We start from the raw sequence: 15254 nt of genomic DNA on the forward strand, positions 1-15254 counted from the left end.
TTCGCGTGGGACAGGAGTCGAACAACATGATGATGCCCTCCTCGGGTCCGGTCCCGCCCACGCCGGAGATCAACACCTCGGTACCGCACTCGGCGCGGATGTGGAACTACTGGCTGGGCGGCAAGGACAACTACGTGGCCGATCAGGAGGCCGCCGAACAGTTCCAGGCGGCCTTCCCCCAGATCGCCGAGAACGCCCGCGCCTTCCGGGCGTTCCTGGGCCGTGGTGTCACCCACCTCGCGGCGGAGGCGGGGATACGGCAGTTCGTGGACGTCGGTACCGGCCTGCCCACCGAGAACAACACCCACGAGCTCGCCCAGCGGGTGGCGCCGGAGTGCCGCATCGTCTACGTCGACAACGATCCGCTGGTCCTGGCCCACGCCCGTGCCCTCCTGGTCGGCGCCCCCGAGGGTGCCACCGACTATCTCCACGCGGACCTGCACGAGCCCGAGGCCATCATGGAGGCCGCCCGCCGGACCCTCGACTTCGAGCAGCCGGTCGCACTCATCCTCAGCGGCATCCTCGGCCACGTCCTCGACGACGGCGAGGCCCGCGACCTGGTCCGCCGCCTGCTCGCCCCGCTCCCCTCCGGCAGCCACCTCCTGGTCTGCGACGGCACCGACACCAACGAGGAGTTGCGCTCCGCCCAGCAGGAGCACAACGACCGCACCCCGGTCCAGTACCGCCTGCGCACCCCCGAGGCGATCGCGTCCTTCTTCGAGGGCCTCGACCTCGTCGCCCCCGGCGTCGCCCCGTGCACCCAGTGGCGCCCGGAACCCGGCGCCCCCGCCCAGCACGTCGACTCCTACGGGGCCGTCGGACGCAAGCCCTAGCCCGGAGTCCGGCCCCGTCGGTCAGCCCTTCACGCACACCACCTGCTTCAGCTTCGCCACGACCTCCACGAGGTCGCGCTGCTGGTCGATGACCTGCTCAATCGGCTTGTAGGCGCCCGGGATCTCGTCCACGACGCCGGAGTCCTTGCGGCACTCCACGCCCCGCGTCTGCTCCTCCAGGTCCTTCGTGGAGAAGCGGCGCTTGGCGGCGTTCCGGCTCATCCGCCGGCCGGCGCCGTGGGACGCGGAGTTGAAGGACTTGGCGTTGCCGAGGCCCTTCACGATGTACGAACCGGTGCCCATGGAGCCGGGGATGATGCCGTACTCGCCAGAACCGGCGCGGATGGCGCCCTTGCGGGTGACGAGCAGGTCCATCCCCTCGTAGCGCTCCTCCGCCACGTAGTTGTGGTGCGCGCTGATCTCCGGCTCGAAGACCGGCTTGGCCTTCTTGAACTCCTTGCGGACCACGTCCTTGAAGAGCGCCATCATCAGCGTGCGGTTGTACTTCGCGTACTCCTGCGCCCAGAACAGGTCGTTGCGGTACGCCGCCATCTGCGGGGTGTCCGCGACGAAGACGGCGAGGTCGCGGTCGATCAGGCCCTGGTTGTGCGGGAGCTTCTGGGCGACGCCGATGTGGTGCTCGGCCAGTTCCTTGCCGATGTTGCGGGAACCGGAGTGCAGCATCAGCCACACGGAACCGGTCGTATCCGTGCACAACTCCACAAAATGGTTTCCGCCTCCGAGCGTTCCCATCTGCTTTCCGGCGCGCTCGTGACGGAGTTTGACCGCTTCGGCCACCCCGTCGAACCGCCCCCAGAAGTCGTCCCACCCGGCCGTGGCCAGCCCGTGGAAGCGCCCCGGCTCCACGGGACTGTCGTGCATCCCCCGCCCCACCGGAATCGCCTGCTCGATCTTCGAGCGCAGCCGGGACAGGTCGCCCGGGAGGTCGTTCGCCGTCAGGGACGTCTTCACCGCCGACATGCCGCAGCCGATGTCGACGCCCACCGCCGCCGGACACACCGCGCCGCGCATCGCGATCACGGAGCCGACCGTCGCCCCCTTGCCGTAGTGGACGTCCGGCATGACCGCGAGGCCCTTGATCCACGGCAGGGTCGCGACGTTGCGCAGCTGCTGGAGCGCGCCCTCCTCGACCGTCGCCGGGTCGGTCCACATCCGGATCGGCACCTTCGCGCCCGCTATTTCCACGTACGACATATCGCCCTCATTCCCCCGGAAAACATACAGAAGTATCGAAGCGCAGAACCGGCGCCAAGGTCGGCCAAAAGGACGATCGACCGGCGTTCACGGCAGCGCGTGCGATACACATTGTCTCCAGGGAGCGCCCCCGTGCGGCAAGCGAATAACCGGCGGGGACACTGGAGTCCCGTACCCTCCCGAACCACAAGCCACCCCGGCGAGAGGAGCCGCACCGTGCAGCGGAAGGCCTACGTACCCGGCGTCGCCGCCCTCCTGGCGGCGTTGCTGGCCGGCTGCACCGGCGGCTCGGAGGGCGGTGCGACGGCGGACGACTCGAACCCCGGGCAGCCCGGCGTGGCCACCGAGACGGTCGAGCCCGGCAAGTACCGCACCCTTCCGGAGCCGTGCGGCGTGGTCGGCGACAAGACGCTCGACGCGCTCCTGCCCGGCATCGAGGAGATCACCGACGAGGAGCAGCGCGAGAAGGCGTACGCGGGTGAGCCGACGCTCGCGTACGACACCGACCGCAAGGTGGGCTGCCGCTGGAAGGTGGAGTCCGCCGAGGCCACCGACCACCTCTTCGTCGACTTCGAGCGGGTGGTGTCGTACGACGGCGCCGTGAGCGACGACAGCGAGGCCGAGCGGCTGTTCGCGCAGCAGGTGGAGGCGGCCGACCTGCCCGAGCCGGTCGTCTCGGGCTCCGGGTCCGCCGCCTCGGACTCCCCGTCCGGGAGCTCTTCCCTGTCCGCCGGGGCCGGTGCATCCACGGACGCCGGACCGTCCGGGGAGCCGCCCACCGGCGCGGGCGGCACGCCCTCCTCCTCGGCCTCCGCCTCGTCCTCGACCGGCGCGTCCCCCGACGAGACGCCCGCCGAGGTCCAGCCCCGGCTCCTGGACGACCTGGGCGACGAGGCGTTCGTGGACGACGAGCCCGGCAACTCCGGCCCGACGGCGACGCGACGCACCGTGACTGTGGCGTTCCGCACGTCGAACGTCATGGTGACCATCGAGTACGCGGAGCAGTCGGCGACGCTCGGAGTCGTGCCGGACAGCGAGGAAATGCAGGACAAGGCGCGGAAACTGGCCTCCCAGCTGGCGGATTCGCTGAGCGGCTGAGCCCGCCCCGGGCCTCTCCGCGCCCCCGCGCGGGGGACCGGAACCGGGACCGCACGATTTCTTCACCGCGTACCGTGGCCCCTCGGACCCGTTCCGAACGCAGGAACCACGAGTGCCATGAGTGAAGGAACCATGCAGCTACGAGCCCAGCGTGACCAGCGAGACCCGCAAGCGAAGCGAGCGAAGCGACTCACCCGCGTCCTTGTCGGCGCGGCCGCCGTACCCGTGATGCTGGTGGCGGCCGGCTGCTCCTCGGACTCCGGCTCGGACGACGGCAAGGACAAGGCCGCGGAGGAGTCCGCCGCGTCCAAGTCCGCGAGCCCGTCCCCGACGGTGCAGGCGGCGGCGTTCCGCAAGCTTCCCGAGGCCTGCGCGGTGGTGACGAAGAAGACGCTGGACGACCTGGTGCCGAAGGGCGACTCCGGCAAGGAGGGTTCGTCCAACGACACGGCGCTGCGCGCCAGTTGCTCCTGGGACAGCCTCGACGACAACGGCGTGAAGGGCTCTCAGTTCCGCTGGCTGAGCGTGTCGATGCTGCGCTTCGAGTCGGACGTGGCGCGCGGCGAGGGCGACAAGCTGGCGCGTGACTACTACCAGAAGCAGCTCAAGGACGCGCAGGGCGTCGAGGGCGCGAAGAGCGTCAAGACGGCCCCGGTGAGCGGCACGGGCGACGAGGCGTCGGTGGTGCGCTACGACCTGAAGAAGAAGGAAGGCACCTTCAAGCAGCAGACGGTCGTGGCGCGGGTCGAGAACGTCGTCGTCACCGTCGACTACAACGGCGCGGGCCTGGCGGGCGACAAGACCCCGGACGCCGACGACCTGGTGAAGGACGCGCAGAAGGCGGCCAAGGAGGCGGTGGCCGCGGTGACGAAGGCCAACGGCGGCACCGGCTCCGACAAGCCGGGAGGCACGCCGAACGACAAGTCGAGCGGCAAGTCGAGCGGTTCGCCGTCGGCTTCGAAGACCCCCTCCGACGCGGCGTCCCAGTCGGCCTCGGCGTCGCCCGCGAAGTCGGGCTGACGGTCTCTTAGGCCTACCGGCCACCCGTTCCCCGTACACATGTGCCACTCTGTTGCGCGCAACAACAGGCACTGGGAGGGGAGTACGGGTGGCCGCGCCACTTCAGCTGACACGGACGCATCGCGTTCTCATCGGCCTGGTCGTCTTCGGCGCCGTCATCATCGCCGGGATCGGCTTCGCGGGTTCCTATGCGGCGGTGCGGGAGCTGGCCCTGCAGAAGGGCTTCGGGAACTTCAGCTACGTCTTCCCGATCGGCATCGACGCGGGCATCTGCGTGCTGCTGGCACTGGATCTGCTGCTGACCTGGATCCGCATCCCGTTCCCGCTGCTGCGGCAGACGGCGTGGCTGCTGACGGCGGCCACGATCGCGTTCAACGGCGCGGCGGCCTGGCCCGACCCGCTGGGCGTGGGCATGCACGGCGTGATCCCGATCCTGTTCGTGGTGTCGGTGGAGGCCGCCCGGCACGCGATCGGCCGGATCGCCGACATCACCGCCGACAAGCACATGGAGGGCGTCCGCCTCACCCGCTGGCTGCTCTCGCCGGTGCCGACGTTCCTGCTGTGGCGCCGTATGAAGCTGTGGGAGCTGCGCTCCTACGAGCAGGTGATCAAGCTGGAGCAGGAGCGGCTGGTCTACCAGGCCCGGCTGCGGTCCCGCTTCGGCCGCTCCTGGCGGCGCAAGGCGCCCGTCGAGTCCCTGATGCCGCTGCGGCTGGCCCGCTACGGCGTCCCGCTGGCGCAGACCGCCCCGTCGGGCCTGGCGGCGGCGGGCATCGAACCGGCCCTGCTGCCGCCGGCGCCCGAAGCGGACCGGGTCGCGGACGGTCGTGCCGCCGGAGCGGCGGCGCAGGTGGGCGCCGGGGCACCTCCCGCCGAGCAGCGCCCGGAGCTCGAAGCCCGGCAGCAGCAGGCCGGACAGCGGCCCGTCGAAGAGCGGCCCGTCGAGGAGCAGCCCGCCCCGGACGGCCCCGAGCAGAGCCCCTGGTTCAACACCCGCCAGGTCGCCTACCAGGGCAGTTACGACCCCACCTACGACCCGGCCGAGCAGTACGCCCAGTGGTACGAGGAGCAGCAGCAGGCCGACCAGTACCGGGACCAGTACGAGGAGGAGCCCCCGCTCCAGGAGCCCTCGCCGGAGGAGACGGGCAGCTTCCCGATCCCGGTCGCCCCGGGCCGCACCCGCGAGCTGGGCGAGGGCGGCGGCACGGACGAGCCGGCCCCGACGGAGGAGGACTACTACACGGTGTTCCGGAAGTCGATCGACGGCAGCTACCCGACGGTCGCCCAGTTCCGGGGCGACGTGGAGGCGACCTTCGGGGTGCCGCTGGCCGCGCGTGAGGCCGATCGCATGGTGAAGGCGTTCAGCGAGCGCCACATGCGGGAGCTCCAGGAGGAGCACATCGCGTAGGGGCCGTCAACGACGGAATCAACGACGAAGGGGGCGCCCGGCGAACACCGGGCGCCCCCTTCGCGTGCCGCCTACTCCCCGAGCAGGGCCCGCACCCGGTCCTGTCCCACCGCGAGCAGCAGTGTGGGCAGGCGCGGGCCGGTGTCGCGGCCGACGAGCAGGTGGTACAGCAGCGCGAAGAACGTCCGCTGGGCGGTCTTGATCTCCGGCGGCAGCTCCTTGGGTGTGGCGTCGGCGGGGAAGCCCGCCTGGACCTTGGGGACGCCGTAGACGTGGTGGGTGAGCCCGTCCAGGGACCAGTGGTCGGCCAGCCCGTCGAGCAGCAGCCGCAGCGACTGGCGGCTCGGCTCGTCGAGGGACCTCAGCAGCTCGGCGTCGGGCTCCTGGCGGACGATGGTGCGCTGGTCGGCGGGGACGTGGGTGTTGATCCACGCCTCGGCCTTGTCGTAGCGCGGCCGGGCCTCGTCCAGCGACGCGATCGGGTCCGCCGGGTCCAGCTCGCCGAGGATGCGCAGCGCCTGGTCCTCGTGCCCGGCGGTGATGTCGGCCACGGAGGCCAGCGTGCGGTACGGCAGCGGCCTGGGCGTGCGCGGCAGCTCACCGGCGGCCGTGCCGACGGCGCGCGCGTGGGCGGCCGCGTCGGCGGGGAGGGCCGAACCGTCGGCGACCTTGGCGTCGAGGCGGTCCCACTCGTCGTACAGCCGCTGGATCTCCTGGTCGAAGGCGATCTTGAAGGACTGGTTGGGGCGGCGGCGGGCGTAGAGCCAGCGCAGCAGCTGCGGCTCCATGATCCGGAGCGCGTCGGCCGGGGTGGGCACGCCGCCCTTGGAGGAGGACATCTTGGCCATGCCGCTGATGCCGACGAAGGCGTACATCGGGCCGATCGGCTGCTTGCCGCCGAAGATCCCGACGATCTGCCCGCCGACCTGGAACGACGACCCGGGCGAGGAGTGGTCGACGCCGCTGGGCTCGAAGACGACGCCCTCGTAGGCCCAGCGCATCGGCCAGTCGACCTTCCAGACCAGCTTGCCGCGGTTGAACTCGCTCAGCCGCACGGTCTCGGAGAAGCCGCAGGCGGTGCAGGCGTAGGTCAGCTCGGTCGAGTCGTCGTCGTACGCGGTGACCGTCGTCAGGTCCTTCTCGCAGTTGCCGCAGTACGGCTTGTACGGGAAGTACCCGGCGGAGCCGGAGCTGCCGTCGTCCTCGGCGGCGGCGCCGGAGCCCTCGGCGGCCTCCAGCTCGGCCTCGTCGACGGGCTTCTGCGACTTCTTCGCGGGCGCCTTCTTCGTCCGGTACTGGTCGAGGATCGCGTCGATGTCCCGCCGGTGCCTCATGGCGTGCAGGATCTGCTCGCGGTAGACGCCGGAGGTGTACTGCGCGGTCTGGCTGATGCCGTCGAACTCGACGCCCATCTCGGCGAGCGAGACGGTCATCGCGGCCTTGAAGTGCTCCGCCCAGTTCGGGTGCGGGGAGCCCTTCGGGGCCGGGACGGAGGTCAGGGGCTTGCCGATGTGCTCGGCCCAGGACTCGTCGACGCCGGGGACACCCGCCGGCACCTTGCGGTACCGGTCGTAGTCGTCCCAGGAGATCAGGTGCCGGACCCGGTGGCCGCGACGGCGGACCTCGTCGGCGACGAGGTGGGGGGTCATGACCTCGCGGAGGTTGCCCAGGTGGATCGGGCCGGAGGGCGACAGCCCGGACGCGACGACCACATCCGGAGCGGTGGCGGCCGATGTTTTCGCGCCCGGGGCACGACGCTCCGACTCGGCGATGACCTCGTCCGCGAAACGGGAGACCCAGTCGGTGGTCTCTGTGCTCTGAGCCACGATCGGCACGTCCTTCTTTCTGCTCGGGCAGCCGGTACGGTCGCACGGCTGACCGGTCCATTCTCCCAGCCCGCCCCGCATCCGCGAAAACCGCTTTTCACCGCATGGGATACTCGGTTTCCGTACTACTTCCACGAACCCGAGCAGAACGGCAGCCACTCCATGGCCTCGGTCACGTCCCTCACCGACTCCGTCCAGCAGCAGCTCGCGTCCGCCCTCACGGCCACCCGGCCGGAGGCCGCCGGCGCCGACCCGCTGCTGCGACGCAGTGACCGGGCGGACTACCAGGCCAACGGCATCCTGGCCCTGGCCAAGAAGGCGAAGGCCAACCCGCGGGAGCTGGCGGCCGAGGTCGTCGCGCACGTCACCACCGGCGACGAGCTGATCAAGGACGTCGAGGTCTCCGGCCCCGGCTTCCTGAACATCACCGTGGCCGACCGGGCGATCACCGCGAACCTCGCCGCGCGCCTCGCGGACGGCGAGCGCCTCGGCGTGCCGCTGAACGCGGACGCGGGCGTCACGGTCGTCGACTACGCCCAGCCCAACGTGGCGAAGGAGATGCACGTCGGCCACCTGCGTTCCGCGGTCATCGGCGACGCGCTGCGCGGCATGCTCGACTTCACCGGCGAGAAGACGATCGGCCGGCACCACATCGGGGACTGGGGCACCCAGTTCGGCATGCTCATCCAGTACCTGTTCGAGCACCCCGGCGAGCTGGCCCCGGCCGAGGACGTCGACGGCGAGCAGGCCATGTCGAACCTGAACCGGGTGTACAAGGCGTCGCGCGCGGTCTTCGACGCGGACGACGCGTTCAAGGAGCGGGCCCGCAAGCGGGTCGTCGCCCTCCAGTCCGGCGACAAGGAGACCCTCGAGCTGTGGCAGCAGTTCGTGGACGAGTCGAAGGTCTACTTCTACTCCGTCTTCGAGAAGCTCGACATGGAGATCCGGGACGACGAGATCGTCGGCGAGTCCGCGTACAACGAGGGCATGCCCGAGACGGCCCGCCTCCTGGAGGAGATGGGCGTAGCGGTCCGCTCCGAGGGCGCGCTCGTGGTCTTCTTCGACGAGATCCGCGGCAAGGACGACCAGCCGGTGCCGCTGATCGTGCAGAAGGCCGACGGCGGCTTCGGCTACGCGGCCTCCGACCTGACCGCGATCCGCAACCGCGTCCAGGACCTGCACGCCTCCACGCTGCTGTACGTCGTCGACGTGCGCCAGTCGCTGCACTTCAGGATGGTCTTCGAGGCCGCCCGGCGGGCCGGCTGGCTCGGCGACGAGGTCACCGCGCACAACATGGGCTACGGCACGGTGCTCGGCGCCGACGGCAAGCCCTTCAAGACGCGTGCGGGCGAGACCGTGCGCCTCGAGGACCTGCTGGACGAGGCGGTGCAGCGGGCGGCCGAGGTCGTCCGGGAGAAGGCGCGGGACCTCACCGAGGACGAGATCCGGGAACGGGCGGCGCAGGTCGGCATCGGCGCCGTGAAGTACGCGGACCTGTCGACGTCGCCGAGCCGCGACTACAAGTTCGACCTGGACCAGATGGTCTCGCTCAACGGCGACACCAGCGTCTACCTCCAGTACGCCTACGCCCGCATCCAGTCCATCCTCCGCAAGGCCGGCGAGGTCCGCCCCGCCGCCCACCCGGAGCTGGCGCTGCACGAGGCGGAGCGCGCGCTGGGCCTGCACCTGGACGCGTTCGGGGACACGGTCTTCGAGGCGGCCGCGGAGTACGCCCCGCACAAGCTGGCCGCGTACCTGTACCAGCTGGCGTCGCTGTACACGACGTTCTACGACAAGTGTCCGGTGATCAAGCCGCAGCCGCCGCAGGACATCGCGGAGAACCGCCTGTTCCTGTGCGACCTCACGGCCCGCACCCTGCACCGGGGCATGGCCCTGCTGGGCATCCGGACCCCCGAGCGGCTCTGAGCGCCCTCACCGCGGCGTCAGCCCCTCCCCCAGCCTGCGCAGTCCCTCCGCGATCTCGTCCGGGGTCTGGGTGACGAAGCAGAGCCGCAGCGTGGCGCGGTCGGGATCGGCGGCGTGGAAGGGGGCGCCGGGGACGTACGCCACGTCGTGCCGGACCACCTCGGGGAGCAGGGCGGTGGTGTCGTACCCGTCCGGCAGCCGGGCCCACAGGAACATGCCGCCCTCGGGGCGGGTCCACGCCGACCCGGCCGGAAGGGCGTCCGCCAGGCCCGCGAGCATGGCGTCCCGGCGGGTGCCGTAGGCGGCGGCGACGCGGGCGACGTGGGCGTCCAGGTCCCGGTCGGCGAGGTAGCGGGCGGCGGCGAGCTGGTTGACGGTGGGGGTGTGCAGGTCGGCGGCCTGCTTGGCGACCGCGCAGGCCCGGCGCAGCCCGTCGGGCGCCCGCAGCCAGCCCAGGCGCAGGCCGGGTGCCATGACCTTGGAGAAGGAGCCCAGCAGCACCGTCCGGTCGCGGGCGCCTTCGTAGGAGGCGATCCACGGCACCCGCTCGCCCTCGAAGCGCAGTTCGCCGTACGGGTCGTCCTCGACGATCCACAGGCCGCACCGTCCGGCGACCTCGGCGACGGCGGCGCGGCGGGCGGCGGGCAGGGTGCGGCCGGTGGGGTTGGAGAAGGTGGGGACCGTGTAGAGCAGTTTGGGGCGCTCGCGCACCACCAGCTCCTCCAGCGCCCCGGGGTCGATCCCGTCCTCGTCCCCGGGCACGGCCACCACCCGGGCGCCCGCGAGGCCGAAGGCCTGAAGCGCGGCCAGGTAGCAGGGGCGCTCGACGAGGACGGTGTCGCCGGGTTCGAGCAGCGCGGTGGCGAGCAGCGACAGCGCCTGCTGGGAGCCGGTGGTGACGAGGAGGTCGTCGGCGTCGGTGGCCAGTCCGCGTGCCGAGGTGCGGGCGGCGAGCGCGGCCCGCAGCGTGGGCTCGCCCTCGGTCGTGGAGTACTGGAGGGCCCGTGCGGGCGTCTCGGCGAGGACGTCCCGGTAGGCGGCGGCGATGCCGTCGGCGTCGAACAGCTCGGGGGCCGGCAGCCCGCCCGCGAAGTTGATCACCTCGGGGCGGGCGGTGACGGCGAGGATGTCCCGTACGGGCGACCCCCCGATCGAGCGGGCCCGCGCGGCCAGCGGCGGCGGTGCAGCGGTCACGGTGGCGGTCCCGGTGGCGGTCACGGCGGGCGGGTTCTCGGTCACGGTCATGCGCGCAGCGTAAAGAAGTACGTGCCCTCTACAGGCGCCTTTCCGCGATCCGGACAGCCGTACGACTCGCGCGACGCGGCCGGCGGCCGCCGGGTGTCAGCCCTTGGCGCCCAGCCCGCCGTACACGTTGATGTCGGCGTCCGTGACGTCGTTGATGTCCTCGTACCGGACCTTCTCGATGTCGTCGAGGCCGGCGAGGTACGACTCCTCCGGCTGCTCCGGCACCGGCGCCGCGTGGTCCGGCCGCCAGTGGTGCACCGGCACGACCCCCGGCTCGGTGAGTTCGAGACCGGACTCGGTGAAGAAGCGCTCGACGTCGTCGCGGGAGCGCAGCACGAAGGTGAACCCCCGCTCCGTGTACGTCCGCCGGACCGCGCGGATGTTCTCCGGGTTGAGGTCCTCCGTGAGGTGGCTGAGCACGAGCCTGCTCCCGGCGGGCAGCGCGTCGACCAGTTCGCGGACGATGGGATACGCCTCCGCGTCCTCCACGAAGTGCAGGACGGCGACGAGGCAGAGCGCCACGGGCCGGTCGAAGTCGAAGGTCCGCGCGGCCTGTTCGAGGATCCGCGCCGGGCTCGTGAGGTCGGCGTCGATGTAGTCCGTACGCCCCTCGGGGCCGCTGGTGAGCAGGGCGCGGGCGTGCGCGAGGACGACGGGGTCGTTGTCGACGTAGACGACTCGCGACTCAGGGGCGATGCGCTGGGCGATCTGGTGCACGTTCTCGGCGGTCGGCAGCCCGGTCCCGATGTCGAGGAACTGCCGGATGCCGTCCTCGCGGGCGAGCGCGGTCACCGCGCGCCGCAGGAAGTCGCGGTTGTGCCGTACGTCGAGGTAGCCGCGCGGGTTGGCGGCGAGCCCGGCGGCCGCCGCGTCGAGGTCGGCGGGGTAGTGGTCCTTGCCGCCGAGGAAGACGTCGTAGACCCGCGCCGGATGCGCCTTGCTGCTGTCGATCCTCCTCCGCAGCTCCGCGGGGTCCTGGCCGAGGGCGTCACCGGACACGGGCGTGCCACCTTTCGATTGTCACCTGACGAAGCGAACCGAAGCTCAAGCTACGTCCAACAGCCCGGCTGCCGGGCCGACTTGGCGGCAGTCCGACGCACCTGCCCCGCCCTCTCAGCCGCCCTCGACCGCCTCCCAGCCCTTACCGCCGAGCGGGTAGGCGTAGGGGGCGGCGTCCCGGGAGGCGCTGGTGCGGAACGGCTTGCCGTGGTCGTCGACGCGCGTGATGCCGTGCCGTCCGCCGCTGGACCACTCCAGTTCCAGGTACCAGCTGACGTCGTGCTCGCTGGTGTGCGCGGTGACGTGGAAGACCTCCGCGTCGGACTCGCTGACGCTGTACGGGAAGTCCCGCTGCCCCCCGATGGGCGTCGCCGTCGGGGTGCCCAGGTCGAGCGAGACGTCGAAGGACGTGGTGTCCACCTGGCCGCCGCAGCCGTTGCCCATCACGTACTGGTTCCAGTCCAGCGCCGGCCCGCTGCTCACCACCCGGACGTGCAGGTCCTCCAGGATCACCGTCTCGGGGCCGGTGCCCTGCACGGTGAGGACGGCCTCCTGGTGGTTCGCGGAGACCGCCTTGAGGGGGACGGCCCAGCCGACGGCGCCCTGCTGCGGCGGCGGCTTCGGCACGTTCTCCGGGCTGCGGTCGACCAGGAAGGCGTGGTCGCAGGGCAGGTACCAGTAGTAGGGGTTGGTCGACACGGTGAACGGGGTCCCGGTGGGCGGCGCCTGACGGTCCGGCGCGGCGGCACCCGGCCGCGACGGTGACGCGGAGGGCGGCCCGGACGGGGAGGCGGAGACCGAGACGGACGGGGAGGACGACACGGACGCGCTCGTACGCGGGGACGCCGGTGCGGTGGCGGACGCGGACAGCGACGCGGAGGACGGCGCGACGGCCCCGGCGGGACCGCGGCTCCCGGCGGTGGAGTCCGGGGACGACACGAGGTTCGCCACGAGCGCCACGGCGGCACTGACGGCGACGACGCCGGCCGCGGCGTAGAGCGCGGCGCGCGGGACGCGGCGGCGGGACGGGGCGGGCGCGTCGCGGACGGGCTCGGCGTCCGACACGAGCCGGGCCTCGGGCGCGGGCGCGGACGGGGCGGGGGACGCCGCGGAAGCCGGCGGGGCGGCCGGGGCGTTGTCCGGGGCCGCCGGACTCTCGGCGCCGTCGGACTCATGGGCGCCTTTGGACTCATCGGCGCCGTTGGACTCATGGGCGCCCTCGGCACCCTGGGAGCCCTCCGCGCCGTCCGCACTCCTGACGTCCTCGGCGCCGCTGACGCCCTCGGCGCCCTTCGCGCCCTCCGCACCCCCGACGTCCTCGGGAGCCTCACCGCCGCCCTCGGTCTCCTCCTTCTTCACGCCGCGCAGCGCGTCCGCGCGGATCCAGCGGCGATGGAGTTCGAGCAGTTCCGCGGGCGTCGCCCGGCACACGCGGGCGAAGCGTTCGACGGGCGCGAACTCGACCGGCACCACCTCCCCGCTGACGTACCGGTGCAGGGTCGAGCCGCTCATGTGCAGCCGCTTGCCGAGTGCCCCGTAGCTGAGTCCGGACCGCTCCTTCAGCTCCCGAAGCAGTCCCGCGAAGTCGTCCCCCGCCACCGTTCCTCCCACTTCTCGCATCCCCGTACCGCATCCCAGAAGGACATTGTTCCCGCAGGTCAGAGCGTCCCCGGCGTCCCAGCGTCCCGCATGTTCCCCCGGTGCTGGCGGCCGGGACGAGCACGGCCGCAAGCTGTGGTCATCAAAGCAGCCGCTCCCGGTGAACGGTCGAGCGGCTCGCCCCGACTCCCACTTCCGAAGGAGAACTTCCATGTCCGCACGCCGCATCACCCGTACCCGCCTCTTCGCCGCCACCACGGTCGCGCTGGCCGCGCTCTCCCTGACGGCCTGCGAGGGCGACGAGCTCACGGGCTCCCCGGCGCCCGACCCTTCCGCCTCCGCCTCCGCCCCCGCCTCCCCGTCGGCGGACGGCAACGACACCGGGCCGGCGGGCGGCGCGAAGGGCGACAAGGCCTCGACGGGCTCGACAGGTTCGACGGGCTCCACGGGCTCCACGGGCTCGACGGGCTCCGCCGGACACGACAACGCGTCCGGCTCGGGCTCCGGTTCCGACTCGGACCTCCCCGGGAAGTGCTCCGCCTCCGACGTACGGATCACCGCGGCGAACGCGCCCCGCCCGATCAACCACCTGCTGCTGACCGCCACCAACACCGGCTCGAAGACGTGCGCGCTGCCGCCGTACCCGGCGGCGCGGTTCGGCGAGGCCCAGGCGGTGCCGCCGGTCGCGGAGTCCAGCAAGCCACAGTCCCTGACGACGCTGGCCCCCGGCGAGTCCGGCTACGCCGGGGTCCGCCTGTCGTCGGGTGACGGCAGCGGCGAGAACGGCTACGAGACGACCACCCTCACCGTCCCCTTCGAGGACGGCTCCATCGCCCGGGTCAAGCTGCCCTCCGGCGGCGTGTACGTCGACACCGCGCTCACGGTCACCTACTGGCAGACGAGCGCGTCGAACGCCCTCGAGTACTGAAGGGGTGAGCGCACCCGCAGATCCTGCCGGAAGGGCCGGCCCAGGTCGCTCAGCGCAGCGTGCGGGCGACCTCGGTCGCCCAGTACGTCAGGATGTTGCGCGCGCCCGCCCGCTTGATCCCGGTGAGGCTCTCCAGGATGGCCCGGTCGCGGTCGATCCAGCCCTTCTCGGCGGCGGCCTCGATCATCGAGTACTCGCCGGAGATCTGGTAGGCGGCGACGGGCACGTCCGAGGCCTCGGCGACCTTGGCGAGGATGTCGAGGTAGGGCCCGGCCGGCTTGACCATGACCATGTCGGCGCCCTCCTCCAGGTCCAGCGCCAACTCCCGCAGCGACTCCCGCGCGTTGGCCGCGTCCTGCTGGTAGGTCTTGCGGTCCCCCTTGAGCGAGGAGCCGACGGCCTCGCGGAAGGGCCCGTAGAAGGCGGAGGCGTACTTGGCGGTGTACGCCAGGATCGCGACGTCCTCCCGCCCGATCTGGTCGAGGGCGTCCCGGACGACCCCGATCTGCCCGTCCATCATTCCGCTGGGCCCGACGACGTGGGCGCCCGCGTCGGCCTGGACCTGCGCCATCTCGGCGTACCGCTCGAGGGTGGCGTCGTTGTCGACCCGCCCCTGGTCGTCGAGGACCCCGCAGTGCCCGTGATCCGTGAACTCGTCGAGACAGAGGTCGGACATGACCAGCAGCTCGTCCCCGACCTCGGCCCGTACGTCCCGGAGCGCGACCTGGAGGATCCCGTCGGGATCGGTCCCCGCCGTCCCCGCGGCGTCCTTCTTCCCGTCCTCCGGCACCCCGAAGAGCATGATCCCGGAGACCCCGGCCTCGACCGCCTCGGCGGCCGCCTTCCTGAGCGTGTCCCGCGTGTGCTGCACGACCCCGGGCATCGCCGCGATCGGCACCGGCTCGCTCACGCCCTCGCGGACGAAGGCGGGGAGGATGAAGTCGGCGGGGTGCAGCCGGGTCTCGGCGACCATCCGACGCATCACGGGGGTGGTCCGCAGCCGCCGGGGCCGGGCGCCGGGAAAGGATCCGTACGTCGTCATACCACCCACGCTACGCCCGTCCCACCCGTGCCTTTGCCGACGGGGAGTCGGCCCGGTCCGACCCGGTCCGGCCCGGGCAACGCTTGACCTCAACCAAACTTCAGCTTCTACGTTC

Annotated in this window: 12 protein-coding genes; 6 read left to right on the plus strand and 6 right to left on the minus strand. The window is 71.9% G+C overall.

Translation table 11 applies throughout. The features are described 5' to 3' along the window. The first annotated feature begins 26 nt into the window (after window positions 1–26). Entirely contained in the window at window positions 27–833 is an 807-nt protein-coding gene (locus OHA99_RS15950) for an SAM-dependent methyltransferase (RefSeq protein WP_007387502.1), read from the plus strand. Window positions 834–854: 21 nt separating this feature from the next. Here OHA99_RS15950 and OHA99_RS15955 read toward each other — a convergent pair whose 3' ends face one another. Further along, window positions 855–2048, minus strand: a complete 1194-nt coding sequence (locus OHA99_RS15955; protein ID WP_366473050.1) for an RtcB family protein — start codon at window positions 2046–2048, stop codon at window positions 855–857. A 216-nt stretch (window positions 2049–2264) separates the two neighbouring features. On the opposite strand from OHA99_RS15955, the gene OHA99_RS15960 reads away from it, so the two are divergent. The 3 genes from OHA99_RS15960 to OHA99_RS15970 all read left to right on the plus strand — a co-directional run bounded on the left by OHA99_RS15960 (window position 2265) and on the right by OHA99_RS15970 (window position 5574). Further along, complete coding sequence (locus OHA99_RS15960; RefSeq protein WP_405696274.1) at window positions 2265–3146, plus strand: DUF3558 domain-containing protein; 882 nt, start codon at window positions 2265–2267, stop codon at window positions 3144–3146. A gap of 117 nt (window positions 3147–3263) precedes the next feature. Beyond that, window positions 3264–4166, plus strand: coding sequence for a DUF3558 family protein (locus OHA99_RS15965; RefSeq protein ID WP_194279967.1), 903 nt, complete (start codon window positions 3264–3266; stop codon window positions 4164–4166). A gap of 88 nt (window positions 4167–4254) precedes the next feature. Next, window positions 4255–5574, plus strand: coding sequence for a DUF2637 domain-containing protein (locus OHA99_RS15970; protein ID WP_153178547.1), 1320 nt, complete (start codon window positions 4255–4257; stop codon window positions 5572–5574). 71 nt (window positions 5575–5645) lie between these two features. Here OHA99_RS15970 and lysS read toward each other — a convergent pair whose 3' ends face one another. Further along, the gene (gene lysS / locus OHA99_RS15975; protein WP_153178548.1) at window positions 5646–7409 is read right to left on the minus strand and encodes a lysine--tRNA ligase; all 1764 of its coding nucleotides are present in this window, start codon (window positions 7407–7409) and stop codon (window positions 5646–5648) included. A gap of 153 nt (window positions 7410–7562) precedes the next feature. Between lysS and argS the strand changes: the two genes are divergently transcribed. After that, window positions 7563–9326: an arginine--tRNA ligase gene (argS, locus tag OHA99_RS15980; protein ID WP_153178549.1), complete on the plus strand. Its 1764-nt coding sequence runs from the start codon at window positions 7563–7565 to the stop codon at window positions 9324–9326. 6 nt (window positions 9327–9332) lie between these two features. Here the strand turns inward: argS and OHA99_RS15985 are convergent, their stop codons facing one another. From OHA99_RS15985 to OHA99_RS15995, 3 genes are all read right to left on the minus strand, one after another. After that, window positions 9333–10571 carry a PLP-dependent aminotransferase family protein gene (locus tag OHA99_RS15985; RefSeq protein WP_153178550.1) on the minus strand — a complete coding sequence of 413 codons (1239 nt, stop codon included), beginning with the start codon at window positions 10569–10571 and terminating at the stop codon, window positions 9333–9335. A gap of 96 nt (window positions 10572–10667) precedes the next feature. Further along, the gene (locus OHA99_RS15990) at window positions 10668–11570 is read right to left on the minus strand and encodes an SAM-dependent methyltransferase (protein ID WP_153178551.1); all 903 of its coding nucleotides are present in this window, start codon (window positions 11568–11570) and stop codon (window positions 10668–10670) included. Window positions 11571–11684: 114 nt separating this feature from the next. Next, a complete protein-coding gene (locus OHA99_RS15995; protein ID WP_405696278.1) occupies window positions 11685–13190 on the minus strand; it encodes a helix-turn-helix domain-containing protein in 1506 nt (501 codons plus the stop codon). Window positions 13191–13380: 190 nt separating this feature from the next. Between OHA99_RS15995 and OHA99_RS16000 the strand changes: the two genes are divergently transcribed. Then, window positions 13381–14097, plus strand: a complete 717-nt coding sequence (locus OHA99_RS16000) for a DUF4232 domain-containing protein (RefSeq protein WP_153178552.1) — start codon at window positions 13381–13383, stop codon at window positions 14095–14097. A gap of 49 nt (window positions 14098–14146) precedes the next feature. Here the strand turns inward: OHA99_RS16000 and hemB are convergent, their stop codons facing one another. Beyond that, on the minus strand, window positions 14147–15139 hold the full coding sequence (gene hemB / locus OHA99_RS16005; RefSeq protein WP_153178553.1) for a porphobilinogen synthase: 993 nt from the start codon (window positions 15137–15139) through the stop codon (window positions 14147–14149). Window positions 15140–15254 lie beyond the last annotated feature (115 nt).

The sequence above is a fragment of the Streptomyces coelicoflavus genome (genome assembly GCF_045041415.1).
Taxonomy (GTDB): domain Bacteria; phylum Actinomycetota; class Actinomycetes; order Streptomycetales; family Streptomycetaceae; genus Streptomyces; species Streptomyces coelicoflavus.